Here is a 25,569-nt window from a genome sequence, read left to right as displayed (position 1 = left end):
TAGCCTAAGCGCCGCCGGGCCACGCAGCCTAAGCGCCGGCCGCCTCGGGCGCGCGCTTCTGCACCCGCAACCACACCACAAACCCCCACACCACGAAGGCCCCGTAGACCACATACAGCGCCGCGGACGGGTAGTAGCCGGCCGTGAGCAGCAGCGGCACTCCCACAATGTCCACCGCGATCCACACCAGCCAGAACTCCGTCCAGCCGCGCGCCATGCCGTAGGTGGCGAGGATGGAGCCGGTGAAAATCCAGGCGTCGGCCCACGGCCCCCAGCTTCCCAACGCCTGGAACACCACCGCGCACACGCATGTGCACACCACCGCGAAGACCAGCATCCCGATGCGCTGGGACGTGCTGGCCCACCGGGGCTGCACGGCGGCGGTGGATTCCGCGGGTTCGGAGACAATCGAGCGGCTGGGGTCCGTGGTGTGTGATTCCCGCATGCCGCGCCGTTTCGCGCTGGACCAGCGCCACCATCCGTACACGGAGACGATCAGGAACATCACCTGCCGCCCGGCCTGCCCGTAAAGGTCAAGGTCCTGGGGCGTGTGGAACAGCCCGCCCATGAAGACCGTGAACAGCAGGATGTTGCCCACGATGCCCACGGGCCAGGCCCACACCACGCGCCGCATGCCGCCGATCGCGGAGGCGAGGCCGAAGGCGTTGCCGATGATCTCGCGCCACAGGATGGGCACCCCACCCACGTAGGCGGTGGCGTTGAGCAGCGTGAGGAAGAGTGAGTCTGTCTCCATAACTCACACATTGTCCCCCGGGGGCTGCCGATTGTGGAAATCGGGCAACTCCCGGGGGACAGGTGCATCACAGGCGTGAAAGGCTATTTCCTAAAGTGAAAGCCCTCGCGGAGGCTATTGAATCCGTCGTGAATGAAACGCGCGGTGGCGGCAGCGTCAATGCTGGGGTCCAGGTAGCGCATGCCCTGCACCGTGTCCGTGATGCTCATGGCGAAGGTCAGCAGCAGGTATCCCTGGAACTCGGGCAGCGTACCGTTGCTGCGTTCCTGCAGCGCCGCCACGAGGGGACGTAGCATGGCGAGTCCCTGTGGGTGCTCCGATTCCGTCATGGAGCCCGACGCCCCTGCGGGGGATTCCATCAACCCCTGATAGTAGGAGGCCAGATGGTTTCCCACCCGGGAGAGCGTGGACCAGCCGCGCAGATCATCGGCGGGCCGGGCCATGAACTCCTCGATATAGGACTCCAGGGCCATGATCGGATCGTGGTCCGCGGGCATGGCGCGGATCGCGTCCGTCACCTGGGCCACGTAGTTCACGCAGAAGTGAATCAGGGCATCCTCGCGGTGGTGGAAATAGTTGTGGAACGTGCGCGGGGAGACAGTGGCCGCCTCTGCGATGGCTCCGATGGTGGCACCCTCGGAGCCGAGGGTGACGAACTTCTCCACGGCCGCGCGCGCGATCCGATCCTTCGTCTCTGCCTTTTTGCGTTCCCGAAGGCCCACGGTGGGCTGGGGCTGAGAGGGCGAATCCATCACAACACCTTAGCTTTCAGGGCGGGCTGCGGGGGTGGCAGGCTGGGCGTCGGATTCAGATAATCCCTGCAGGGACTCACCTTCCACGTCCACGGATGGAATGATTTTATCCAGCCAGCGGGGGATCGCCCAGGCGCGCTCACCCAGCAGGAACATGGTGGCGGGGATGAGGACCATGCGGACGATGAAGGCGTCGAAGAACACGGCCACAGCCAGCGCAAATCCCATCACCTTGATGAACGGCTGGTCCAGGGTGGTGAACGCGGCGAACACGCTGATCATGATGAGCGCTGCGGCGGTGACCACGCGGGCGCCGTGCTTGAAGCCGTTGGCGGTGGCGTTTTCGGCGGTCTTGCCGTGCGCCCAGCCCTCGCGCATGCGGGTTACCAGGAACACCTGGTAGTCCATCGCCAGGCCGAAGACAATGCCGATCAGCATGATGGGCAGGAAGGAGACGAGCGGCTGAGGATCGTTGATCAGCCCCAGCATGCCCTCTTGCCACAGGCCCACGGTCACGCCGAAGGTCGCGGCGACGGACAGGCCGAAGCCCAGGGCTGCCAGCAGTGGGACCCAGATGGAGCGGAACACAACCATGAGCAGCAGGAAGGCTAGGACCAGCACGATGGAGATGTACGGGATCAGAGCGTCCTGCAGCTGCTGGGAGATGTCCTCGAACATTGGCGTGATGCCGGTGATGGCGAAGGTGCCGCCGGTTTTTGTTTCGAAGGAGGCCTCGTGGGCGCGGAGGTTGTCCAGGACGTCGGCGGCGCGCTCGTCGGTAGCGCCGTACTTCGGGGTGATCATGATCTGCGCGGCGGTGCCCAGGTCCTGGGGGTTCTTGGGGTCGCCGTTGGTGGCGGCTAGTTGGGCGTTGGCGATGCCGTCGGTGGACTGGAAGGTTTCCAGGGCCTTGGTGAGGACGGCTTGTTTGGCTTGGGCCTGCTCGGCGTCTCCGTACTCCACCAGCGCGATCATCGGCGCGTTGCGTCCGGCGCCGAAGCCCTCTTCGGTCATCTCGTAGGCCACGCGGTTCGGGGAGCCCTTGGTCATGGTGCCGTCGGTGGGCATGGCCAAGCGCAGGTTCGTGGCGGGGATGGCTAGCACGGCCAGCAGAGCCACGGAGGCGATGGCGAAGATCCAGGGGCGTGCGCGGATCATACGCACCCACTTCAAGCCCATGGTGGGCGCTTCGTTCTCCGGGTCCGGTGCCTTCACGATCGGCGCGCGTCCCGCGAACAGCTTCGTGCCTAGCAAGCTCATGATGGCTGGCAGCAGGGACACGGAGATGATCACGGCCAGCGCCACGGTCACCGCGGCGGACAGCGCCATGGTGGTCAGGAACGGGATGCCGATGATGGACAGCGCGGACAGCGCGATCAGCACGGTTAGACCGGCGAACACCACCGCGGAGCCTGCCTTGCCCACGGCCAGGCCGGCCAGGTGCGCGCGGGTGGCCGCGGGGATGGTTTTCAGCTTGGCGGCCAGCTCCTTCGGGCTCAAGTCCTGCCCGCCCACGTGCGCGACCAGCTCGTTGCGGAAGCGCGCCAGGATGAACAGGGCGTAGTCGATGCCCACGGCCAGGCCGATCATGGAGGCCAGGGTGGGGGTCATGGAGGATACGCTGTCGATGAACGCGGTGGAGGCGAACACCAGTCCCGTGCCCATCGCCACGCCGATCACCGCAGTGACGAGCGGCAGCCCCGCGGCCACGAACGCGCCGAACGTGGCGATCAGCACGATGGCCGCCACGGCCAGACCGATCAGCTCGGAGGTCATGTCCATCTCTGCGTTCTGGAAGGCGTTGCCGGACCAACCCGCGGTGAGGGCGCCCTGGTTCGCCTCCACGGTGGCGGCGAAGTCTTCCTTATCCGCCAGTGGCACGTCCGCGCTGCTGTCCGCGTTGAACGTCACGGAGATGGTGCCGATGCGCTGGTCTTTGGAGAGCGGGGACAGCGCCGCGATGTCCTGGGCGATCTGCTCCTCCGGCATCCCTTGGGCTTTTTTGGCTTCGGTCAGCTGTTGCGTCATGCCCTGGGCGGCCATGACGGGGGAGACTAGCTCGTCTGTGTTGGCCAGGTAGTCCTTGGTTTTCAGCTGTTCCAGCAGGTGGTTCACGGTGCTGGCCACGGACTCATCGGCCAGGGTTTTGCCGTCGGGGGCGCGCACCACCAGCGTGCCGGTGGGCGCGTCCAGGGATTGCCCTTGGGCGTTCGGGAACTCCTCTTGCAGGCGTTCCATGGTGTCCACGGATTCCAGGCCGGGGATGGTGAAGTTGTCGTCGGTGGGTTTCTGGAGTGTGGCCGCAGCGGTGCCGACTCCAATGATGAGGATCAGCCACGCGGCCAGGAAGCGCCATTTATGTGCGTAGGCGCTTCTGCCGAGGCGGTAGAGGAACTGTGCCATGAGTGTCCTTGTGGGATCGTAGGTTTATGCTTGACCCGCGCAAGTTTACCGACGCGCTGTAATTTTGCGCAACCTCTGCAATATTTTTTATTTCGACGCCCAGCGTGTGCCTCCCCGCCGCGCGCACTAAAGGGCCGGCGGTGAGGCCGGCCCTGGGTGCGTGTGCGTGGGTGCTCGCGGGCTGAGGAGCCCACGCAGGCGTACCCGCGCTGCGCGGTGCTAGTGTGCAGCGTGCTAGTGCACCGCGCATTAGTCCGCGACTAGCGTGAACAGCTCGAACTCCGGGTGCTCCTTTTCAATGAACGCCAGCTTCCACTTATCGCCGAACAGCGCGATCAGCTCGCCGTCGGTGCGCGTGAAGATCTCCACACCGCGTTGCTTGGCCAGCTCCGGGGCGGTCTCCGGGGTGGTGCGGCGAGCCACCGAGTACGGAACCGGCTCAGCCACGGTCTCCACGTTGTATTCCACATCCATGCGAGCCATCATCACCTCGAACTGCATGGGGCCCACGGCGGCCATGACGGGGGCGGCGTCGCCACGGGCGTCATTGCGCAGGATCTGGACCACGCCCTCGCTGGCCAACTGGTCCAGGGCCTTGCGGAACTGCTTGTACTTGCCCAGGGACTTGGCGCGCAGGGTGCGGAAGTGCTCGGGGGCGAACTGAGGCATCGGTGGGAACTGGACCTTCTTGCCCGCGTAGATGGTGTCGCCCGGAGCCAGGGAGCCCGCGTTCACCAGTCCCACGATGTCGCCCGGGTAGGCCGCGTCCACGGTGGAGCGCGTGCGGCCGAACACGGTCAGGGCGTACTTCGTGGAGAAGGAGCGACCGGACTGGGCGTGGGTGACCTGCATGCCGCGCTCGAAGGTGCCGGAGACCACGCGCATGAATGCCAGAGAGTCGCGGTGGTTGCGGTCCATGCCGGCCTGCACCTTGAACACCACGCCGGAGAACTCATCACTCGGTTCGCGGTGCTCGTCCACGGCCGCGGTGTTGCCACCGGCTGCGGCCTCTACGACGGCCGGGTCCGAGTCGCGGCCGGAGGGCTTCGGAGCCAGCGCGCACAGGGTGTCCAGGATCTGGTGCACGCCGAAGTTCAGCATCGCTGAGGCGAAGATCATGGGGGAGGTGGTGCAGTTCAGGAACAGCTCCTGGTCGTGCAGCGCCCCGTCCATCGCCAGGAGCTCCACCTCTTCGGCGGCGGTGGTCCAGGCCTCTTCTTCCTTCTCTTCTGCCTGCTCTGGGGTGTAGTGCTCCTCGGGCGCGATGGTGGAGCCGCCCGCGGTGCGCAGGAAGTGGATGTATTCTTCGGCTTCGCCATCGTCGTTGATGCGGGCCAGGCCGCGGAAGTCCCCGGCCTCGCCGACGGGCCAGAACAGGGGAGTGGGCTGCAGCTGGATCTCGTTGACGATCTCATCCACCAGCTCCAGTGGGGTGCGGCCCACGCGGTCCCATTTGTTCACCACGGTCACGATGGGAAGGCCGCGGGCTTTGCACACGCGGAAGAGCTTGAGCGTTTGTGGCTCCAGGCCCTTCGCGCCGTCGATGAGCATCACGGCGGCATCCACCGCGGAGAGCACGCGGTACGTGTCCTCGGAAAAGTCCGCGTGACCAGGGGTATCCACCAGGTTGATCATGTACGGCTCGCCCGTGTGCCCCTCCGGGGCGTACTCGAACTGGAGGGCCGAGGACGCGATGGAAATACCGCGGTCCTTTTCCATCTCCATCCAGTCGGACACCGTGGACTTGCGGTTTCCCTTGCCGTGCACGGCGCCGGCCTCGTTGATGACGTGGGCGTGCAGAGCTAACGCCTCGGTGAGGGTGGACTTACCGGCGTCTGGGTGGGCGATGACAGCGAAGGTGCGGCGGCGATTGGCCTCGGATGCAACAGCGGGGGAATTCATAACCCCGCTATCTTAACAGGCCATGAGGGGTTTCACGTGCGGTGCTTTACGCGTTCTTGCCGCAGCGTGTGGCACGCGTGCGTGTAGTGTCCCTCGGAGCGAACCTACACGCGTGCTCCTGCCGTGAGCCTGCCTACGAGTTCTTGTGTCGCGTGTGAATATCGTTGCGCGCGATGTCCGGGCCATGCGCCACGATCAGGCGCGCGGCATCCGCCGCATCCGTCAGGGCCGTGTCCATCCAGCCGTGCTCGGGGTCGGTGTCCCGTGGCTCGAATGCGGTCAGCACATAGTCAATCACCGGGGTGCCCTTCGGTGGGCGGCCAATGCCGATGCGCACGCGGACGTAGAGCTGAGTACCCAGGTGCTCCGTCATGGAGCGCAGACCATTGTGTCCGCCCTCGCCGCCCTTGGCCTTGATGCGCACCTGACCAGCGGCGATGTCCAGCTCGTCGTGTAGGACGATCACCCGTTCCGAGGGCAGATCCAGTGTCTTGGCAATGGGGCCCACGGCCTTGCCAGAGTCGTTCATGTAGGTGGTGGAGCGGACCAGCAACACAGAGGTAGCGGGCTTCTCGCCAGCTCTTTCAGTGCTCTTCTCGTCTGCGTTGCCAGATTTCGCGCCGGGCGTCTCGCTGAACCTCGAGCTGGCTTTTCCGGAGGCCATCGTCACCGGCGCCACCTGGGCGGGCACGCCGTGCAGCGGAATCCACTGCGCGCCGTGCTCCTGCAGCAGCTCGTCGACCGGCCAGTAGCCGATATTGTGGCGGGTGCCGGCGTACTTGGAGCCGGGGTTGCCCAGGCCGATGATGACCCACTCAGGCTTGAGGTCCTTCAGCTGTTCCAGTGTCAGCTGGCTGGGGTGCTTCGGAGCAGCAGCGCGGTCAGTGCCGGCTGCACCGCTGGTCGCACCACTGCTTAATGCCTCAGCAGAAGAGTCAGTGGATGGGCGGAGGCGGCGGAAAAGAGAAGAGAAAAAACTCACGAGTCTCAACCTTAGAGGCCACGAATCAGGCGTTCAATATGATCGGCGGCGTCCGCGCACATGATGGCCACATCCGCAGCATCACCGCGAGGAAACGGTTTGAGCACGTAGGCTGCGGGATCCATGCGGCCCGGAGGGCGTCCGATGCCGCAGCTCACGCGCCAATAGTCCTTGGTACCCAAGGCCTTGGAGATGTCTTTCAGGCCATTGTGTCCCTTATCGCCACCGCCCTGGCGCAGGGTGACGTGGCCGGAGTCCAGTTCCAGCTCGTCGTGAACCACGATGATGCGCTCGGCAGGAACCTTGTAGAAGTTGGCCAGAGCCTTCGTGGGGCCGCCGCTCAAGTTCATGAAGGTGCGAGGTCGCGCCAGGATCAGGGTGGGCAGGGGAGGCTGGGTGATCTGCGCGACGTCCGCGTTGGCGCGCTTGTTAGTGGAGAAGTTCGCTGCAGGGATCTGGCGATCTGCGATCTCGTCCAGAGCCATCCGGCCAATGTTGTGGCGCGTGCCCGCATACTTGTCGCCGGGGTTCCCGAGGCCAATCACCAGCCATGGGCCCGAGGAGCTGGACTCATTTCCCGAGCTCGCTTGGCCGGCCGACTTCCCTTGGTTCGCTGTGCTCCCAGCCTTCCCTTGGCGGGGATTCTTTTTCTGCTGTGCTGCAGGGCTCATGTCACACGATCCTACTGGGGAAGGGGTGCAGCGCCTGCACAACCCCAGGGTGTGCACCCCACAGCTCGCAGCTCTTCTCAGCGCAACCCGCGCAAACCCTTTCCCGGATCGAGGGCAAAGTGTAGTGATTTCCGCCAAATCACAGCAGTTTGCCCTCGATTCAGGAAGCCCCTGTCCCTATCTAGAACACCATCACCCCTCAAAGGGGATACTTCGGTCCCGGCCGACAACGTATGTGTGCATTGTGGTTCCCAAATCGTTCCCAGCGGCATACGGATAGTGCAGAATACTTCTTATGTCTAAGTTCTCTGAGGTCCTTGACCAGCTCCGTGACAACCAGCCCCAAGGCAAGTACGGTATTGCCTTTGAGAAGTTGATGGTCAATTACTTCAGAACGGACCCCACGCTCGCGTCTGAGTATGACCAGGTGTTCCGGTGGACGGATTGGCCGTATAACGGCGGCCGCGCGGATACCGGCATTGATCTGGTAGCCCGCCGCGCCGAGGACCAGTCCTGGACGGCGATCCAGTGCAAGTTCTACCAACCGACCACCTCTATCCAGAAGTCCCACCTGGATTCCTTCTTCGAAGCCTCCGGCCACTCCTTCGATACCGAGGAAGGCACCCAGCATTTCGCGCACCGTCTGGTGATTTCCACAACGGATCGCTGGTCGGCCAACGCTGAAGCCGCACTGGCTGATCAGATCATTCCTACCAATCGCATTGGGCTGGCTTCTATTGCGGAGTCTCCCATTAACTGGGATGTGGCCTTCCCCGGCTCCGAGATCCAGATCAATCTCTCGAAGCGGGAAACATTTAGCCCTCGCCCGCATCAGCAGGCCGCGATTGATGCCGCAATGAAAGGTTTTGAGACCCATGACCGCGGCAAGCTGATTATGGCCTGTGGTACGGGCAAGACCTTCACCGCGCTGCGGTTGGCGGAGAAGATCGCGCAGTCGAATCAGGGCCGTGCCCGTGTGCTGTTCCTCGTGCCGTCTATCGCGTTGCTATCCCAAACACTCAAGGAGTGGACTGCCCAGACCCAGGTGGACCTTCGTGCCTATGCGGTGTGTTCGGATACGAAGGTAGGCAAGAAGGCCGAGGATATTGCCTCCTATGACCTGGAAGTCCCGGTGTCCACCACAGGTGCTGATATTGCCGAGCGCATGAACCAGGGCGGGAAGCGCTTTAAGGGGCTGCATGTGGTGTTTTCCACCTACCAGTCCCTGCCCGCGGTCCATGACGCCCAAGCTGCTGGCCTGGATGAGTTTGATGTGGTGATTTGTGATGAGGCGCACCGCACCACGGGTGTGACCCTAGATGGTGGGGATGCGTCGAACTTTGTGCGTGTTCACGACGCTGACTACATCCGGGCGGCGCGGCGACTGTATATGACTGCGACGCCACGGTTGTACGACGAGACGGTGAAGTCGAAGGCGGAGCAGCATTCGGCGGAGATTGCGTCGATGGATGATGAAGCCATCTATGGTCCTGAGTTCCACCGCCTGGGCTTTGGCGAGGCCGTGGAGTCTGGTCTGCTGACTGATTACAAGGTGTTGGTGATGACGGTGGATGAGGACGTCACCGCCGGGGCCATGGCAGAGATGAAAGACCACAGCCTCAACCTCTCACTGGCCTCAGCCATGATTGGGGCATGGAATGGCCTGGCCAAGCGTTCAGGCAAAGAACAAGGCACCAAATCTGGGTTTGAGGTAGACGCGCTACCGATGCGACGCAGTGTGGCCTTTGCCAAGGACATCAAGACCTCGAAGGAGATCGCCAACCGTTATCCAGCGTTGATCAGTGCTTATCAGCATTCTCTGCAGAAGGCGGCGGCTCTGACCGACGTCAGCTTGCTCAATGTTGACTTGGAGACGTCCTGTCAGCATGTTGACGGTGGGATGAACGCCATGGAGCGCAATGGAAAAATCTCCTGGCTCGAATCCGACATCACCGGTGAACAAACCCGCATCCTGACCAACGCCCGCTGCCTATCCGAAGGCGTAGACGTCCCAGCACTAGATGCAGTCATCTTCTTCAACCCCCGTAATTCCATGGTCGATGTGGTCCAGTCTGTGGGGCGTGTGATGCGCAAGTCTGAAGGCAAGGACTACGGTTACATTATTTTGCCGGTGGCTGTGCCGCCGAACGTCTCCCCCTCAGAAGCACTGCAAGATAATGCACGGTTTAAAGTGGTCTGGCAGATCCTCAACGCCCTGCGCGCCCATGATGACCGTTTTAACGCCACGGTGAATGCTCTTGCGCTGAATGATAATAATCGGGACACTCTCGCCATTGAGGTTGACCACATCACCGACCCGCGTAAGCAGCTAGACCGGTTAGACCAGACTCCGGATAGTGAACCAGGTAATCGTCAGGACTTGGCCGAGCAGATCGCCCTGTTCTCGTTGGAGAAGTGGCAGGAGGCTATCTACACCAAGCTGGTGGACAAGGTCGGCACCCGCACGTACTGGGAGGATTGGGCTGATGATGTCGCCTCCATCGCCCAGGCCCAAATCACCCGCATTACCGCCCTGGTGGAGAACGCTTCCCCGAAGCTTCGTCGTGAGTTTGATGCGTTTGTGAAGGGGCTTCGGGGTAATTTGAATGATTCGATTACTGATGATGAAGCCATCAGCATGCTCTCCCAGCATTTGATTACTGCACCGGTGTTCAACGCGCTGTTTAGTGATAATGACTTTGCCACGCATAACCCGGTGGCTCAGGTGATGCAACGCATGGCTGATGCCCTGGCGGATGCGAACTTGGAGTCTGAGACCGAGCCGTTGGAGGAGTTTTATGCCACGGTACGCAAACGCGCCCAGGCGGTGACGAGTGCTGCGGGTAAGCAGCAGGTGATTAAGGACCTGTATGAGCGGTTTTTCCAGAAGGCGTTTAAGAAGCAGGCCGATGCCCTCGGCATTGTCTACACCCCTGTCGAAATCGTCGACTTCATCCTGCGCGCCGCCAACGACCTATCCCTCAAGCACTTTGGCAAAGGCTTGACCGATGAGGGCGTGTGCATCCTCGACCCCTTTGCCGGGACATCAACGTTCATGGTGCGTTTGTTGCAGTCGGGGTTGATTCGGCCGGAGGACATTGCACGTAAGTATGCCGGGGAGTTATTCGCCACCGAGATTATGCTGCTGGCGTACTACGTCTCTGCCGTTAATATTGAGACTACCTATAACGCGTTGCGGGTGGAGGAAGCCCAGCGCAACGGTGAGCCCGAACCAGAATATGTACCCTTTGGTGGCATTGCCTTGGCGGATACGTTCCAGATTCATGAAGACGGTGACATTCTGGATCTGACGGTGTTTAAGAACAATAATGAGCGCATCAAGCGCCAAAAAGCCGCCCCCATCAACGTCATCATCGGCAACCCACCATATTCCGCGGGCCAGTCCAGTGCCAATGATCTGAACGCGAATATGAAGTACCCCACCCTGGATGGGCGCATTGCGCAGACGTATGCGGCGAAGTCCACCGCGACGAACAAGAACTCCCTCTACGATTCCTACCTGCGTGCGTTCCGCTGGGCTACTGACCGCATCCAAACCCAAGGAATCGTGGCCTTTGTATCCAACGGCGGGTGGATTGATGCTAACACCGGTGATGGTGTGCGCCTGTCCATGGCAGAAGACTTCACCGATGTCTATGTGTTCAATCTCCGCGGAAACGCTCGCACCGCAGGTACGCAACGTCAGAAGGAGGCCGGCAACGTTTTCGGAGCTGGAACTCGTACTAACGTTACGGTAACCATCGGCATTAAGGACCCTGCTAAGACCGGGTTTGAGCTGCACTACCGCGACATCGGTGACTATCTAAGCGCCGAGGAAAAGCTCAGCATCGTGGACAACTCCACCATTGACTCCATCGACTGGCAGACCATTACCCCGAATGAGCAGGGTGATTGGCTAAACCAACGCACCGCTGACTTCGCCACCTGGCCCGTCATCGGGGAGAAGAAGGGCGACTCCACTACATTCTTCTCTGAATTTGCTCGTGGACTAGAGACCGGTCGGGATAGCTGGGTCTATTCTTATTCTCCATCCGTCGTTGAAGAACACGTGACACTACTAGGCGAAAACTACAACCTCGCCCGTAATGCATTCCAGGATGTTGAGCGGCCACACAGCGGAACCAAGGGTGAGGCAATAGTCAACGATTTCCTCAAGGAAAACCCACATTTCGCTGATACAGCCAAGGTTAAGTGGAGCCGTTCGCTACGCAATTCGGCTTATAAGAACGAACCATTTGAATTTGTTTCCACGCGGATTGTTCCCAGCCTCTATCGCCCATTCACCTCACAATATGTCTACTTTGACAAGCTGCTCAACCACGAGCGTTACCAGCTGCCGTCGATGTTCCCGACTCCGCGGCACTCCAACATCGGGTTCTATCAGGTGGGAATGGGGTCTGCCGTACCGTTCTCCGTTATCGCAACGGACTTGCTGCCGAATCTCCACGTTACAGGTGCCGGATCTGGTGGCCAGTTCTTTCCGCGGTTCACCTGGGCTCCTGCCGAGGGTGGGGATGATGGTGCGTTGTTTGGGCAGGGCATCGGCACGCTAGGTGCAGGTGAGGCCAGTGCCTATGGTGAGATTGGTGAGGTGGTGGACGGCTACGTGCGCGTGGACAACATCACTCAGGAGATTAAGGGGCTGTACCGGGAAGCGCTCGGCGTCGATATTACTGGCGATGACATCTTTCATTACGTCTACGGCAAGCTGCATGAGCCGGCTTACCGGGAGACGTATGCGGCGGATTTGAAGAAGATGCTGCCGCACATTGAGACCCCGGCTACGCGTGAGGAGTTCGACAAGTTCGCGTCTGCGGGCGCCAAGTTCATGGCCCTGCATGTGGGATATGAAGATGCTGAGCCATGGCCGTTGACAGTGGATGTGCGCGGTGATGAGGACGACCGGGAGACCTGGCGCGTGACCAAGATGGCGTGGGCGAAGAAGAAAGATCCTGCCACCGGCAAGTCTGTCAATGATGTGACTGCGTTGAAGTACAACAAGCGGGTGACCATCAGTGATATTCCGGAGGAGGCGGACCGGTACATGCTTGGCGCGCGCTCGGCGGTGGCGTGGCTGATTGACCGTTACCAGGTCAAGACCGATAAGGCCTCCGGGATTGTCAACGACCCGAACGACTGGGCCGATGAGGTGGGCAACCCGCGCTACATCGTGGACCTGGTGGGCAAGGTCGTGCGCGTGGCGGTGGAGACCGTGGCGATTGTGGGTGGGTTGGAGGACGGCGTGGAGTAGCAGTGCCTATGGGCTCGAAGGCAGTTCATATTCTTAGGCGGGATGGAGCCCTGCGGCCTTGAACATCCGCAGAGCTCGCCGCTGTTTACTGCCGGACCTCCTCCGACTCCTGCGGCGCGCCATGGATGGTGTAGTACTGTCAAGACGACCAGCACTTCTGAGTCGTCACAATGTGGGATAATTGCTACATGACAGTTCTGAAGGCGATTCTAGGGGACATCACCACCCAAGATGTAGATGCAATCGTGAATGCATCGGATCATCGGATGCACTATGACGGCGGAGTGGGGGCCACTTATCAAGTTGCAGGCCCTGGTTCGCTCGAAGAGTGCAAAATTCACTTTCCTGACGGGAAAGATTCTGGAAATGCTGGCTGGACTTCAGGTTACAATCTTCCAGCCCGCTTCGTGATACATACTTCAGTGCCAAGCTATCAGGCTGGGCAAACAGACCGCACTTTGCTTGAATCTGTTTATCGGGGTTGTTTAGCTCTTGCAGATAAGCTCGGGGTCGAGTCCATCGCTTTTCCTTTGATTGGCCCCGGACTTTACGGCTGGCCGGTGGAAGATGCGCTTAATGTGGCAGTAGAAGTGCTGTCCACCAACGCTAGCAACGTCAAAGAAATAAGGATCGTCACGCAGGATCAGTTTAACCACTCGAAACTGGAACGCCAGCTTGGTCGGTTAACGTGGCTTCGTTTACTACAAGGTGTCGCTGTTCTCCATCAACGGGGATTTGAAGGAGTACGCATTTACCCGGGGATGAGACCTACTGGTCTTAATTGGCAATTGTTGATTACGTCTCAAGAGTATTTTAAACCTCGAGAGCACTTTAAACCTAGGTACTCCAGCGAAAACGAATTTGTTCCCGACTGGGAAGCCCCTGCGCTGAGATACAACACTGTTGCTGGCGCTCGAGTAGGGAATGGATACGTGACCACGGCAACAACTCCTGATGAAGCTGCAGATATCATCCTTCAAGATTTGCCACTACTCGCCAAAAAGTTCGATGACCGAGAATATGTGGTCTGGTTTGAAGGGCTGTTGGCTGTAGTCACCGGGTTAAAACGTGTGCCGATCGCACACGCCGAATATTTCGAGGAAGATGGAAAAGTCAAGATCGGGGGCGACATCTTGTTTCCCGCCCCGCCAATTCCCCCTCACCTCAGGAACTGAAGTGAGCCGCCCGCTCAAGCAGCTCCTCCACCGTAACCCGTCCATCGCGCGCAAACTCAGCATGGGCCTGCTCGCGAAGGGTTGGGTCTGCGAGGAAGTCGATGGCGACTTGGGCCAAGCCTGCAACTCGAGGTAAGTGATACCTCCGGTACAACCATGTCCGGAAGCTCGTCGATCAGTTTGGAAGATGCTGACTTCTGGGCACGCGTCAAGGTTTTCAACAAGGACTTAATCCGCCAGAGCCTCCGATTTGAGGAAGCTGATGGTCTGAAGTCCGAAGCGCTCCTGACTGTCGGCAAGAAGCTAGCCGATGCTGAGGAGAAGATTGCGGAACTGGAGTCTCAACTCGGTGGAGTACGAGAAAAGCTCAGTAAGGCTGAAGTGGCTCGTGATGTAGCGAAGGAAAATATCAATCGTCTTGGTAGGGATCTCGCGACAGACATGCTCAAGCAACTCCAGGGTGCTCCAGGTATGCCTTTACGTGGCTATAACCGAACTAACTATTGCCTCGCCTGGAGAAGCATGAAACGGATTCGACAGTTCTGCAAGACGCTTCAGAGGAACCTGTTTTGGACCGTAAGCGTGCCCTCAGCGAGGCAATGCAGCCCATCGATGCTGGTCGAGAATATTCTCCCCGAAGCACGGCGGCTGCTCGCGGAAAGCGTCGTAACTAACCGGATGATCGAACAGCTGATGGGAAGCACTGAACGCTCCAGATGGGTGCAGGAGGGCATGCGTCTTCACGAAGAACTAGATGAGTGCCTGTCCTGCGGCCATAGTCTGACCCAGGAACGTCGCGACGCCCTCAACGTGCACTTCGATGAATCTGTCAAGAATCTTCAGGTTGATTTCGACTAACTGGGGTTGCCCGCAAATTGTGGACACGTTGTTAAGCGGCTTGTTGGTTAAGCTGCTGCTTTTCGTTGGTGATCCGGCTTTCGAATTCTACGGGGCTAATCATCCCGATCTTGGAGTGCCGTCTATTGTGGTTGTAGACCACCTCGATCCATCGGGTCACAGCCTTACGAGCTTCGTCGTGGCTGGCCCATTTTCTCTGGTCATAGAACTGAAGTTTTTAGGGTCGACCAGAATGACTCTGCCATCGCGTTATCGAAACACACCCCAGTACGGCCTACCGACAGGGCAATCCCGAACTCCTGACACACTTTCCACAGCTGATCACTGGTGAACTTAAGTGCCACGATCAGCATAGAACACCAATCCGTCAGGCACCTCTCCACGCAGCGTATAAGCCATACGCAGGGCACGTTCGGCCAGATGAGTATCTTGAACACAATCCATTGCCCAGCCGATGACCCTGCGGGAATGGCCATCACGAAGAACACATAATTACAACCAACCCTCATGGGGGGCGAAGATAGGTGATATCCGAATTCCACACCCGATTGAGCTCCCCTGGATCAAACTCATGTTTTACCAGGTCAGGCAACGAAGATTTACGAGCTGACTGAATGGTTGTAACCGGAACAAAGGCCCTCGGTGAAATCTCTTCAATCCCCATCGCACGCATACGCTTTGCCACGGTCTTACGGTTCACCGTCACACCACGATCATGCAGCTCAGCAGTGATTCGTGGGGACCCATAAACTTCATCGGAATCTTTCCAGATGGACTAGATCTGCTGGTCAAGGTCGGTGAGGAAGCTGGCACGCCGATTTTTACCTGCACGTTTGGCTGCTTGCACTGTAGCCCACTTGTAGTACCCAGATCGGGATACACCCAAAAGGCGTGCCATTGGCTTGATGCTGTAGGTCGCCTTCTCCTGCCACATTAGTTCGAACTTTTCTGCTCGCGTTGCTTCGCAGCGAAGAAGGTGGTGGCTTTCGATAAAAATCCGAGCCTATGTGTTCTCGCTCGACTTTGACCCACCTACCAAGCAATCCGGCCGGAACACCGAGTTCTTCAGCAACACGGGCTATCGGCCTTTCAGACTCGATGACAAGTCGAGCTGCCTTTCTCCGGTATCCCGGAGTGTACTTCTTCCTCTGCTGCTTACTCACAATGAACATCCTCTCCTACGGACACAAAAATCCGTACTAATCGGGTGTCCACTACTCGAGGCTAACCTCACAATCGGATCTCGATGCGTTGGGGTGGAAGCTCAATCCGAATGTAGTGTTGGTGGCATTGAACTTTGCGGAACGCGATGAACACACACAATCAGCAACAGCGGATGCGCCTTTTCATGCATTCCATGAGGAGACATCGTCAACTTCGGATCAGAGACTGCGCGATGCCTGCTGTGGCACTCCACTGTGGGGCGGATACCTTACAGACCTAGTGAAGTTCGTGGATGACCAACTCACCGCAGTGAGGAACTCTAAGTCAGCCCCAATCAAGAAGATGCTCAATGATGGGGTGTTCCGCCTCATGCAGATTCGCGGTCTAGCTGATGAAGTCAGTCAGTTGGGCGCGCATGATCCCGTGATCGTCTCGTTAGGTAACGACGTCTATCAAAGCCTTAGCCGCCTAGATTCCCTGGAGATGCTGCGCGACAGTCTGGGCTTGGGTACCCGTGTCCTGCGGATCACGCACTACTCCAAAGCTGCGGGCATTCGACGCTCCAGGTTGAGCCTCTCGGGGGTAATTCTGCACAAAATGTGCAGAATCGAACGTTACCTGTCTAGTATTGGCCTATGTTGCTTTCACTTGCGGTGGAGAACTACCGCTCATTCGGAGAAGAATTCGTCCTGGACATGCAAAGGCGTGAGTTCAAGACGCTTCGTCCTAGCAAGGGTGAGTCATGGCAATCTCAGACGCTACGACGAGCAGCACTGCTGGGGCCCAACGCAGCAGGCAAGTCCAATGCTTTGAAACCACTTCACCTCTTGAAGCGTGCAGTCCAGCATTCATTAAGTAATCCCGAGACTCTCAAGGCGCTCTATGATCCGCACAAGCAACACATGGGAGCACCGGCGTCTTTTCACGTTGAGTTCGTCCAAGATGGCATTCGCTATCTGTGGTTCTTAGAATTGGACGCCACGGGCATTCTCCGAGAGGAACTTGATGCCGTGGTCAGCTCTCGCTGGTCAAAGGCTTTCCGTAGGAACGGTAGCGACGTTGAGTTTGGTCAGAGCATGAAGATTCCGAGTGCGTCGAAAGAGAATATCCGTGCTTTCATGCGCCCCACCGCCCTAGTTCTCAGTGCGTGGACAACTATCAAAGATAAGGGGCAGCTCTCGGGTGCGCTGGAGTGGTGGGCAAAGGTCCTTCCGCTTATTGAGAGCAATGACATGGATCAGGCCCATAGGCACCAGTGGACCATTGAGCTTTCGCAAAAATTTCCATCACTGCTGAAAACTCTAAGCCAGACCATTCGTGCAGCTGACGTGGGTGTCCAGCAGCTTAGCATTCACGAGCAGGCGCCGGATGCTGTGGCGAAGTTCGTTGTGGACTTTGGGGTGGAACCTGAACAGGTGGCACTGGTGGAGCGCCTTGATCCTGATGACGTTGAGGAGCTATTTAAGTACTTTGTATTTCACCATTCGGGCCGTCAGGGTAGTTTCGAGCTTCCTGAATCGGAGGAGTCGGCGGGAACACGTGCGTGGATAGACCTGGCTACACCGGCGTTGTTTGCCCTTGCTATTGGCGGCATTCTATCCGTGGATGAGCTTGATAGTTCCCTACATCCCTTTTTGGTCCGCGAAATTATCGGCTTGTTTGCTGATGCAGAGCTGAATCCTCATGGCGCACAGTTGCTGTTTAGTACCCATGATTCGACGTTGTTGGGCCGCCATCCGGAGGAGCCAATGGAGCGTAGTGAATTGTGGATCATCGAAAAGACAGATTCGGAGTCCGAACTGATCGCGCTCGATGAATTTCCCACCCGGCAAAACCACAATTTGGAGAAGCAATATCTGCAAGGAGCATTCGGTGCGGTGCCAATTGCACAGACTATATCCATGGCGAATGTCATCGACGAGCTCAGGAAATCAATAGCGCAGGGGCGATAGAAGATGGCCAGCAAAAGATCGCGGAGGAGAAGACCTCAAGCGTCTCGTTCGATGAAGCCCACGGTGCTTATTGTGTGTCAGGGGAATAAAAATGTAACTGAAACTGAGTATTTCAAGCAGTTGAAACGTCATTATCGCATGGGGTCAATTCACATTATCGGTGAATCGGATTCTTCACCGGAAAAGATTGTTTCTGCGACAAACTGGGTGCGTCAAAATGATAAGAACGCTCCGTTTGCTCGAGTCTTCTATGTCGTGGATGTTGATGACTCTTCAGAAGCTCAGTTTAATCAAGGATTTAAGAAGGCGCGACAGGCATCGACTGGGGAAACTGCTTGCAGCTTCGTAGTTTCTAACGAGGCTTTTGACGCGTGGCTTCTCGCACACTTCGAAGATCTTCGAGGGAGGGCGATCTCGAGGCGTTCAGTGTTGGAAAAACTCAAGAGGCTTGGCGTTCTTTGGGGGACAAAGGGGAAGAATATCGACCCGAAGTTCCCAGTTGCCGAACATGAGAAAGCCCGAAAGAACATTGAGGTCATGGAGTTTAACCAGGTTGGTAAATCGACAGCTAGTGCTGTTCCACACCTATTAGATGAGCTTTTTGGGCTACTTGGACGCTGAGCTATTCTAATTTTTTGGCCCAGCTGAGCTGCGATTGGGGCACCGCGAACTAAAGTCCGAGCTCTTCCTTCACGCGCTTCTTGTTTTCTTCCGTCTTGGCCTTCAGGCCAGTCAACACTTCTTCAATGTCTTCGTCCGTGGGAGTCCGCTTGAGTCCGTGAACATACTTCAACTCAATGAACTGAACTGCCTTCTCTACCGGCGTGGCATTGGGGTCTAGAAAAGCCTTCATTAGTGCACTTCCTTCTGCGTCAGGCGCCTATGGCTCAGGCGCGTCATGACCTACGCCTTAACCCTACCTGACCTACCCCCACTTACCCCTCACACTTAACAACGAACACTATTCGGAGTTAGGCTAGGCTGAACTCATGTTCATTAGTCACCGTCAATCTCATCGAGGAATCACGTGTCTCATCAGCAAGCTGCCAACTCCCGCCTCACCACCCGCGACCTCATCAACGCCGGCATCTTCTCGGCCCTCTACTTCGTGGTCACCTTCGCCACGGGCATGGTCGGCTTCGCCGGCCCGCAGTTCATGTTCGTGGGCTGGATCATCGGCGCCATCGCCAACGGCATCGTGCTCGCACTCTACGTCGCACGCACACCAAAGTTTGGCGCGCTCGCCCTCGTCGGCGGCATCAATGGCCTGGGGTTCATGCTCACCGGCCACTATGTCTGGACGTTCCTGGGCTGCCTCCTCCTCGGCCTCATCGCCGACCTCATCATCACCAAGACCACCCTCGCCATCAACAAAGCATTCCCACTCGCATACGCCGTGTTCTGCACCTGGGTCGCCATGCCCTTCATCCCGCTGATCCTGGACACCACCTCCTACTACACAGACATCGCAGACCAGATGGGGCAGCAGTACGCAGACGCCATGTCGAACATCTTCCAACCATGGACCATCGGTGCTCTCGCGATCGGCGCGCTGGTCGTCGGCTTCATTGGTGGAATCATCGGCGTCAAAGTCAGCCGCACGCACTTCGAAAGTGCTGGCCTGCTGTGACGACCACCCATGCGGGCACGCGCCAGCGCACCCATTCACCTGCACACCAGCCCACGCCAACACCCGCCCGCACCCACCTAGACCCCCGCACCACCCTCCTGGCCGTCCTCCTCATCAACGCCACCGCCCTGAGCTACGGCCGCCTGCCCACTCTGCTCCTCTGCATCACCTTCAGCGCCCTCGCCCTCGCAACGATCACACCCCGCTATGGCCTCCTCGCCCTCGCCACATTTTTCTTCTTCTACCTGGGCTATTGGGCCCTGCTCCACCTACCACCATCGCAACTCTTCGCCTTCACCGCCGCGATGTTCCTCTGGTTCGCCCGCTTCACCATCAGCATGTCCATCGGCGCCTTCGCCCTGCTCACCCTCACCCCGTCCACCCTGAACTCCGCCCTGCGCCGCATGCGCCTGCCCGCCTGGGCAACCATCCCACCAGTCGTCTTCCTGCGCGTCCTACCCATCATCGCCACCGAAGCCCGCGCCATCCGCGACGCGATGTGCCTGCGCGGCCTCCAACCCGGCCTCCTCCGCTGGGTCACGCGCCCCGCGCACTCCTCAGCGATGCTCATCATCCCTCTGCTCGCCGCCGTGGTCCGCGCCGGCGACGAGCTCGCCTCCTCCGCCCTCATCCGCGGCCTCGGCGGGCCCGCGCACCCGTCCACCGCCGTCCCCTTGTCCTTTAAATTATCCGACGCCGCCTCTCTCCTCGCCCTGCTCCTCATCCTCCTGTCGGTGTGCGTGCCCATGGGGGTGTGGCACTGATGACCGAAGTGCACGGCCCACACAGCGAGACCCAGACCAGCATCGAGGCCCGCGACCTCACCTATACCTATTCACTCGGCACGCGCCGCGGCGACTGTGGAGTCCAGGACCTGACCTTCAGCGTGGAATCTGGCCAGTGCCTGCTGGTCACGGGGGATTCCGGCTCAGGCAAATCCACCCTGGTGAAGCTCTTGAACGGTCTCATCCCGCACTTTCACCCCGGCGAGCTGTCCGGGGAACTCACCATCACCCAGGGCAGTGTGAGCTTCGCGCCGTCGCAGCAGCCACTCTCACGGGCCATCGAAGTCAGCGCCTCCGTGTTCCAGAACCCACGCACTCAATTCTTCACCGAGAGCGTGGATGCGGAACTCGCCTTCGGACTCGAGAACCTCGGCATGGATCCCGAGCACATCGAGCGCAGGGTCCAGGAAGCCGTCCGTGTGCTCGGCATCGAGCATCTGCGCGGCCGCAGATTGGCACACCTCTCCGGCGGCCAGTTGCAGACAGTGGCCTGCGCCTGCGCGCTGGTAGCACCCGGTGGTCTGATCCTCTTCGACGAACCCACCTCCAACCTCTCCGCAGACAGCATCGACACGCTAGCCAACGTCATCAAGCGCCTGAAACAATTGGGCAAGACCATCGTGATTGCCGAGCATCGCCTGTTCTTTGTGCACGGCATCGCCGACCATGTCCTGTACTTGCACAACGGAAAAGTTGCGCGCCGATTCACAGCAGCCGAGTTCTTCGCCCTGGACGAGCCACAGCGCCAGCAGCTCGGCTTGCGCAGCCTGCACCGCGAACCAGTCCCCGAGCTCCCAGCACCAGCGCACCCTGCGTCTCCCGGGCCTCCAGCTCACGCGCACCCCGAGCCTCCCGGCCCTCCAGCTCACGCGCCTCTCGAGTCTCCCGGCCCTCCAGCTCACGCGCACCCCGAGATTCCTGCGCAGGAGCAGCCGGGCGCAAAGCCTCACAGCCCGAGTACCGCTCGTGGCCTCGAGCTGCACAACGTGCGCTTTGCCTACGGCACGCACGAAGTCATCACCATCGACCACGCGCACTTTCCCCGCGGCGAGGTCACCGCACTCATCGGGCCCAACGGCTCCGGAAAGACCACGCTGGCCCGGCTCATCTGCGGCCTCGCCTCACCCCAGCGCGGCGGCGAGATCCGCCTGGATGGGCGAGGTAGGGCGGCGGGGGAGCGGCGTCGGACATCCTGCATGGTCATGCAGGACGTCGGACGCCAACTCTTCGCGGCGACAGTCACGGAGGAGGTCACGCTGGGACTAGACACACAGGCGCGCGAGCAGGTCGATGTGCCCGCAATCCTGCGCGCGTTGGAGCTGGACCACGTGGCGACGCGCCACCCGCAGTCGCTGTCCGGCGGGCAACGGCAGCGGCTGGCCATCGCCACGGCTCAGGCGGAGAAAGCGCAGGTGTACGTGTTCGATGAACCCACCTCCGGTGTGGGCTGGCGGCACCTGCAATCCATCTCCGCGCTGCTGCGCACGCTGGCGGAGGCCGGGGCGGTGGTCATCGTCATCACGCACGACCACGAGTTCATCAGGGAAGCGGCCACCCGGATTGTCGACATGGCCGCGGTGAATAAGGCAGTTGGCGGCGAACCAGTAGCGAAGCAACCAAGCCCGGGGTTGTCAGCCCACAGACACAAGAGAATCGAGAAAACCTTGTCTCACACCACAGAAGAACTAGAAGAATCACAAGCCCCGCGAGAATCACAAGTCACACAAGACCCAGCACGCGCCGAAGACTCCCGCGCGAAGCTGAAGGCCGGGCAGGCCGCGCTGAAAAAGCTGCTCGCTCCCGTGCAGCCGATCATCTATTGTGCGCAGTTCCTGGCGCTGATCTCCTCGGTGCTGGCCGTCGCACCCTACGTTGCGCTGGTTGCGCTGGGCAGTGCGCTATTCGATGGCGACACCGACCGCATCCGAACCATAGCCCAATGGGTCATCACCGCGTTCTTAGGCCAGCTGTTCCTGTACTTCCTGGCGCTGCTCATCACGCATCTTGCGGATGTGAAGCTGGTGGGCATCAATCGGCGCCGCATTGTGGCGGCGCGGTCCCAGGCACCGCTGTCCTGGTTTGGGCAGACGAACTCCGGCAGGGTGCGCAAGGCCGTGGAAGATGACACGCTCACGCTGCACACCCTCACCGCGCACGCGCCCGTGGAGCAGGTCGCCGCGATCGTCACCCCACTGTCTCTGGTGGCCTACGCCTTCATCCTGGATTGGCGCCTGGGGCTGCTCGCCATCGCTACTGTGCCTATCTACCTGGCCATTCAGGCCTATTCCATGAAGGACATGGGCACCAAGACCGCGGAGATGGACAACTACCTGGGCAAGGTTTCGGCCACGGCGGTTGAGTTCGCCGAGGGCATCTCCGTGGTCAAAGCCTTCGGCACTGTGGGCAAGGCCCATGGCCGCTACCGGGACGCCGCCGCCCGCTTCGCCGACTTCTACTACGAGTGGGTCAAGCCACTGTTGCGCGTCAGCGCCCTGTCCGAGTCCGTCATCGCCGTCCCCGTCCTACTGCTCATCAACGTCGGCGCAGGCTCCCTGCTGGTGGCCGCGGGCACGGTCACGGTGGCCGAGGTCATCGCCACCACGCTGATTGCCCTGGTCATCCCCGGAACCATCCAGACCATCGGCATGATGATGTGGTCCTACCAACTCGCCGGCAACGCGGCCCTGCGCCTCGACGAAGTTATGAACCTCACCCCGGTCGTGGAGGGAACCCGCGAGCTCGACCCACGCAACCGCGACGTCACCGTTGCCTTCCACGATGTCTCCTTTTCCTACGACGCCAACTCGCCCGTCCTGCGCAACTTCACCGCCATACTGCGGCCCGGCACCGTCACCGCGTTGATTGGGCCGTCCGGCTCCGGAAAGTCTACCGCCGCCACGATGCTGGCGCGCTTCCAGGACCCGGACTCGGGACACATCACCATCGATGGCGTGGATATCCGCGAGCTGTCTTTTGCCAGCCTGTACCGCACCGTGGCGTTTGTGCTGCAAGACCCGCATCTGGTGCGCATGAGCATCCGGGACAACATCCGCTTGAATAGGCCGGACGCCTCCGATGACGAGGTCTGGGCCGCCGCGGATGCCGCCCGCATCGCGGACGACATCCGCGCTCTGCCCGCCGGCCTGGACACAGTGGTGGGCGAGGGCACGTCCCTGTCCGGTGGGCAGCAGCAGCGCATCTCCATCGCGCGGGCGATTGTGGCGGATACCCCGATCCTGATACTCGACGAGGCCACCGCCGCCACGGACCCCGATAGCGAAGCGGAGATCCAGGCCGCACTGACCAGACTCGTGGCCGGGAAAACGGTGCTGGTCATTGCCCACAAGCCAGAGTCCATCAAGGGTGCGGACCAGGTCATCGAGCTGGAGCCCATGAGCACCGGCGCTGCGAGCGCCGGTGCTCAAAGCTCCTGTGCCCCCACCTCCGGTACCAGCAGCTCCAGTGCCCCCAACCCACGCGCCCCAAAGGAGTCCACCAATGTCTAAGACAACGCACGCCTCGGCGTCGAATACAACACGTCTACGCGACCCCTTCCTGATTCGCAGCCTGGCCACGCTGCAGAGCCCTGCGGGGCATCGCCTCAGCCGGCGCTTCATGGCGCTATCGCTGCTGGTCGGGCTGCTCGACGGCCTGGCGGTGCTCACCCTGGTGCCGCTGACCAGCGCGTTGGTAGAGCATCAGCCCATCGCTGCGTGGCTGTGGGCGCTGGCAGGGATCGCCGTGGTGGCGTTCGTGCTGCGGTTTTTCGCGACGATGGCGTCCTATCACACGGCCCTGGACTTCATCCGGACGGCGCATCGCGTGGTGGGGGACAAGCTGGCGACCCTGCCGCTGGGGTGGTTCGGCCCCACGCAGACCGGCGGGCTGTCCCGGCTGGTCTCGGACCGGTTTATGGCTGCGGCTGAGGTGGTGTCCCACATGCAGGGGACCATCTTCCGCGATGGCGCTGCGCTGCTGACGCTGCTGGTCGGCGCGTGGATCTGGAATCCGCGGCTGGGTCTTGTGTTCCTGGTTATTGCGCCCGTGGCGCTGGGCGTGATGCACCTGGCGAGGTGGATTCGCGAGAAGGCTTCCGACCGTGCGTTGCCGAGCTCCAAGGAGCTGTCCAACCGGATTGTCGAGTTTGCTAGCCACCAGCCGGCGCTTCGGGCCGCCGGGCGATCCGAGGGCTTCGAGCCGCTGCAGCGGGCGCTGGCCGCCGACCACGCGGCGCGTGTGCGCGAGCTGTGGCAGTCCACGTTCGCGCTGCTGCTCAATGGGGTAGTGGTGCAGGCGTTCGTGGTGGCGCTGATTACGGCTGCTGCAAACCTTGCGGTCGACGGGACGCTCTCTCCGCTGGAGACTCTGGCGATCATTGGTATTAGCTTGCGCTTTACTCGCTCGCTGGAGCAGGTTGGTTCGGCTTATGTGGGCTTGGATGTGGGCCGCGTGGTGATCGCGGAAACTACGGCGATCACTGGCGCCGAGTTCTTGCCGGAGCCGGCCGAGCCGGTGCGTGGCGACGGCTCTGGCAGCGTGGAGCTGCGTGATGTGACGTTCGGCTACTCTGATACGCCAGTGTTGCGCGACGTGAGTTTTACCGCCCGCCCCAGCACCGTCACCGCGATTGTGGGACCGTCCGGGTCCGGCAAGACCACCATCGCGCGGCTGATTTCCCGCTTCTGGGATGTGGATTCGGGCGCGGTGCTGGTCGATGGGGTGGACATTCGCCAGCTCGGCACCGAGCAGCTCATGTCCAGGTTGTCCATGGTGTTCCAGGATGTGTACCTGTTTGATGACACGCTGATTGCCAACATCCGCGTCGGCCGGCCGGGCGCCTCGGACGCGGACGTCTACCGCGCCGCCGACCTTGCCGGCGTGACCTCCATTGCCGAGCGCCTTGGGTGGGAGACACCCGTCGGCGAAGGCGGCCGCCTGCTGTCCGGCGGCGAACGCCAGCGCGTTTCCGTCGCCCGCGCGCTGCTCAAGCAAGCGCCGATCGTGCTGTTCGACGAAGCCACCTCCGCACTGGATGCCGAAAACGAAGCCAACGTGCTCGCCTCCATGGAGGCCCTGCGCGCGCAGTCCACCTTTATCGTGATCGCCCACAAGCTGGATACCATCCGCACCGCTGATCGAATTATTGTCCTCGACGCCGAAGGTCACGTCACCCAAGCCGGCACCCACGATGAGCTCTATGGCGCGCCGGGCGTATACCAGCACTTCTGGAAGCGCCGCGAGGCCGCCCGCGGTTGGGCGCTCATGTAGC

17 protein-coding genes and 2 pseudogenes are annotated in these 25,569 nt (G+C 60.4%); 11 read left to right on the top strand and 8 right to left on the bottom strand.

Going from position 1 to position 25,569, the window contains the following annotated elements:
• Window positions 1–28 precede the first annotated feature (28 nt).
• From IAU67_RS06885 to pth (IAU67_RS06860), 6 genes are all read right to left on the bottom strand, one after another.
• Window positions 29–754: a nicotinamide mononucleotide transporter family protein gene (locus IAU67_RS06885; protein ID WP_151841950.1), complete on the bottom strand. Its 726-nt coding sequence runs from the start codon at window positions 752–754 to the stop codon at window positions 29–31.
• Between the two features lie 83 nt (window positions 755–837).
• Entirely contained in the window at window positions 838–1,506 is a 669-nt protein-coding gene (locus IAU67_RS06880) for a TetR/AcrR family transcriptional regulator (protein WP_151841949.1), read from the bottom strand.
• A 9-nt stretch (window positions 1,507–1,515) separates the two neighbouring features.
• Window positions 1,516–3,909, bottom strand: coding sequence for an MMPL family transporter (locus IAU67_RS06875; RefSeq protein ID WP_151841948.1), 2,394 nt, complete (start codon window positions 3,907–3,909; stop codon window positions 1,516–1,518).
• A 249-nt stretch (window positions 3,910–4,158) separates the two neighbouring features.
• The gene (locus tag IAU67_RS06870; protein ID WP_151841947.1) at window positions 4,159–5,811 is read right to left on the bottom strand and encodes a peptide chain release factor 3; all 1,653 of its coding nucleotides are present in this window, start codon (window positions 5,809–5,811) and stop codon (window positions 4,159–4,161) included.
• Window positions 5,812–5,944: 133 nt separating this feature from the next.
• Window positions 5,945–6,802 carry an aminoacyl-tRNA hydrolase gene (gene pth / locus IAU67_RS06865; protein ID WP_425321388.1) on the bottom strand — a complete coding sequence of 286 codons (858 nt, stop codon included), beginning with the start codon at window positions 6,800–6,802 and terminating at the stop codon, window positions 5,945–5,947.
• A 2-nt stretch (window positions 6,803–6,804) separates the two neighbouring features.
• Window positions 6,805–7,464, bottom strand: a complete 660-nt coding sequence (pth, locus tag IAU67_RS06860) for an aminoacyl-tRNA hydrolase (protein WP_151841945.1) — start codon at window positions 7,462–7,464, stop codon at window positions 6,805–6,807.
• Between the two features lie 295 nt (window positions 7,465–7,759).
• On the opposite strand from pth (IAU67_RS06860), the gene IAU67_RS06855 reads away from it, so the two are divergent.
• The 4 genes from IAU67_RS06855 to IAU67_RS06845 all read left to right on the top strand — a co-directional run bounded on the left by IAU67_RS06855 (window position 7,760) and on the right by IAU67_RS06845 (window position 14,769).
• Window positions 7,760–12,736, top strand: a complete 4,977-nt coding sequence (locus IAU67_RS06855; protein WP_151841944.1) for a DEAD/DEAH box helicase — start codon at window positions 7,760–7,762, stop codon at window positions 12,734–12,736.
• Between the two features lie 188 nt (window positions 12,737–12,924).
• Window positions 12,925–13,911, top strand: a complete 987-nt coding sequence (locus tag IAU67_RS06850; protein WP_151841943.1) for a macro domain-containing protein — start codon at window positions 12,925–12,927, stop codon at window positions 13,909–13,911.
• Between the two features lies 1 nt (window position 13,912).
• Window positions 13,913–14,047: a hypothetical protein gene (locus tag IAU67_RS10045; RefSeq protein ID WP_255441081.1), complete on the top strand. Its 135-nt coding sequence runs from the start codon at window positions 13,913–13,915 to the stop codon at window positions 14,045–14,047.
• Window positions 14,048–14,067: 20 nt separating this feature from the next.
• Window positions 14,068–14,769, top strand: coding sequence for an AAA family ATPase (locus tag IAU67_RS06845; RefSeq protein WP_151841942.1), 702 nt, complete (start codon window positions 14,068–14,070; stop codon window positions 14,767–14,769).
• A gap of 31 nt (window positions 14,770–14,800) precedes the next feature.
• Here the strand turns inward: IAU67_RS06845 and IAU67_RS06840 are convergent.
• Window positions 14,801–15,941, bottom strand: a pseudogene (locus IAU67_RS06840) (IS3 family transposase).
• A 627-nt stretch (window positions 15,942–16,568) separates the two neighbouring features.
• On the opposite strand from IAU67_RS06840, the gene IAU67_RS06835 reads away from it, so the two are divergent.
• On the top strand, window positions 16,569–17,885 hold the full coding sequence (locus tag IAU67_RS06835; RefSeq protein ID WP_151841941.1) for an AAA family ATPase: 1,317 nt from the start codon (window positions 16,569–16,571) through the stop codon (window positions 17,883–17,885).
• A gap of 51 nt (window positions 17,886–17,936) precedes the next feature.
• Window positions 17,937–18,506 carry an RloB family protein gene (locus IAU67_RS06830; RefSeq protein WP_187767876.1) on the top strand — a complete coding sequence of 190 codons (570 nt, stop codon included), beginning with the start codon at window positions 17,937–17,939 and terminating at the stop codon, window positions 18,504–18,506.
• Between the two features lie 49 nt (window positions 18,507–18,555).
• Here the strand turns inward: IAU67_RS06830 and IAU67_RS06825 are convergent, their stop codons facing one another.
• Entirely contained in the window at window positions 18,556–18,738 is a 183-nt protein-coding gene (locus IAU67_RS06825) for a hypothetical protein (RefSeq protein WP_151841939.1), read from the bottom strand.
• A gap of 174 nt (window positions 18,739–18,912) precedes the next feature.
• Here IAU67_RS06825 and IAU67_RS06820 point away from each other — a divergent pair, with 174 nt between their 5' ends.
• The 5 genes and pseudogenes from IAU67_RS06820 to IAU67_RS06800 all read left to right on the top strand — a co-directional run bounded on the left by IAU67_RS06820 (window position 18,913) and on the right by IAU67_RS06800 (window position 25,568).
• Complete coding sequence (locus IAU67_RS06820; RefSeq protein ID WP_225723474.1) at window positions 18,913–19,515, top strand: MptD family putative ECF transporter S component; 603 nt, start codon at window positions 18,913–18,915, stop codon at window positions 19,513–19,515.
• Complete coding sequence (locus IAU67_RS06815) at window positions 19,512–20,279, top strand: energy-coupling factor transporter transmembrane component T family protein (protein ID WP_225723473.1); 768 nt, start codon at window positions 19,512–19,514, stop codon at window positions 20,277–20,279. Before IAU67_RS06820 ends, IAU67_RS06815 begins: the two co-directional genes overlap by 4 nt.
• Window positions 20,279–21,886, top strand: a pseudogene (locus IAU67_RS10110) (ABC transporter ATP-binding protein); the annotation flags it as partial. The gene IAU67_RS06815 and the pseudogene IAU67_RS10110, both read left to right, overlap by 1 nt.
• A gap of 78 nt (window positions 21,887–21,964) precedes the next feature.
• Window positions 21,965–23,806 carry an ABC transporter ATP-binding protein gene (locus tag IAU67_RS10105; RefSeq protein WP_370451973.1) on the top strand — a complete coding sequence of 614 codons (1,842 nt, stop codon included), beginning with the start codon at window positions 21,965–21,967 and terminating at the stop codon, window positions 23,804–23,806.
• Entirely contained in the window at window positions 23,799–25,568 is a 1,770-nt protein-coding gene (locus IAU67_RS06800) for an ABC transporter ATP-binding protein (RefSeq protein WP_151841936.1), read from the top strand. Before IAU67_RS10105 ends, IAU67_RS06800 begins: the two co-directional genes overlap by 8 nt.
• Window position 25,569: the final 1 nt, after the last annotated feature.

Source organism: Corynebacterium zhongnanshanii (assembly GCF_014490575.1).
In the GTDB taxonomy this organism is placed as follows: domain Bacteria; phylum Actinomycetota; class Actinomycetes; order Mycobacteriales; family Mycobacteriaceae; genus Corynebacterium; species Corynebacterium zhongnanshanii.
Note: the sequence above shows the minus strand (reverse complement) of the source record. Positions and strands in the feature narration are given on the sequence as shown.

Coding starts and splice junctions, on each gene's coding strand:
- IAU67_RS06835 (WP_151841941.1), top strand. CDS start 16,569: ATGTTGCTTTCACTTGCGGTGGAGAACTACCGCTCATTCGGAGAAGAA.
- IAU67_RS06845 (WP_151841942.1), top strand. CDS start 14,068: ATGTCCGGAAGCTCGTCGATCAGTTTGGAAGATGCTGACTTCTGGGCA.
- IAU67_RS06875 (WP_151841948.1), bottom strand. CDS start 3,909: ATGGCACAGTTCCTCTACCGCCTCGGCAGAAGCGCCTACGCACATAAA.
- IAU67_RS06830 (WP_187767876.1), top strand. CDS start 17,937: ATGAAGCCCACGGTGCTTATTGTGTGTCAGGGGAATAAAAATGTAACT.
- IAU67_RS06825 (WP_151841939.1), bottom strand. CDS start 18,738: ATGAAGGCTTTTCTAGACCCCAATGCCACGCCGGTAGAGAAGGCAGTT.
- IAU67_RS06800 (WP_151841936.1), top strand. CDS start 23,799: ATGTCTAAGACAACGCACGCCTCGGCGTCGAATACAACACGTCTACGC.
- IAU67_RS06855 (WP_151841944.1), top strand. CDS start 7,760: ATGTCTAAGTTCTCTGAGGTCCTTGACCAGCTCCGTGACAACCAGCCC.
- IAU67_RS06850 (WP_151841943.1), top strand. CDS start 12,925: ATGACAGTTCTGAAGGCGATTCTAGGGGACATCACCACCCAAGATGTA.
- IAU67_RS06870 (WP_151841947.1), bottom strand. CDS start 5,811: ATGAATTCCCCCGCTGTTGCATCCGAGGCCAATCGCCGCCGCACCTTC.
- IAU67_RS06885 (WP_151841950.1), bottom strand. CDS start 754: ATGGAGACAGACTCACTCTTCCTCACGCTGCTCAACGCCACCGCCTAC.
- IAU67_RS06880 (WP_151841949.1), bottom strand. CDS start 1,506: ATGGATTCGCCCTCTCAGCCCCAGCCCACCGTGGGCCTTCGGGAACGC.
- pth (WP_151841945.1), bottom strand. CDS start 7,464: ATGAGCCCTGCAGCACAGCAGAAAAAGAATCCCCGCCAAGGGAAGGCT.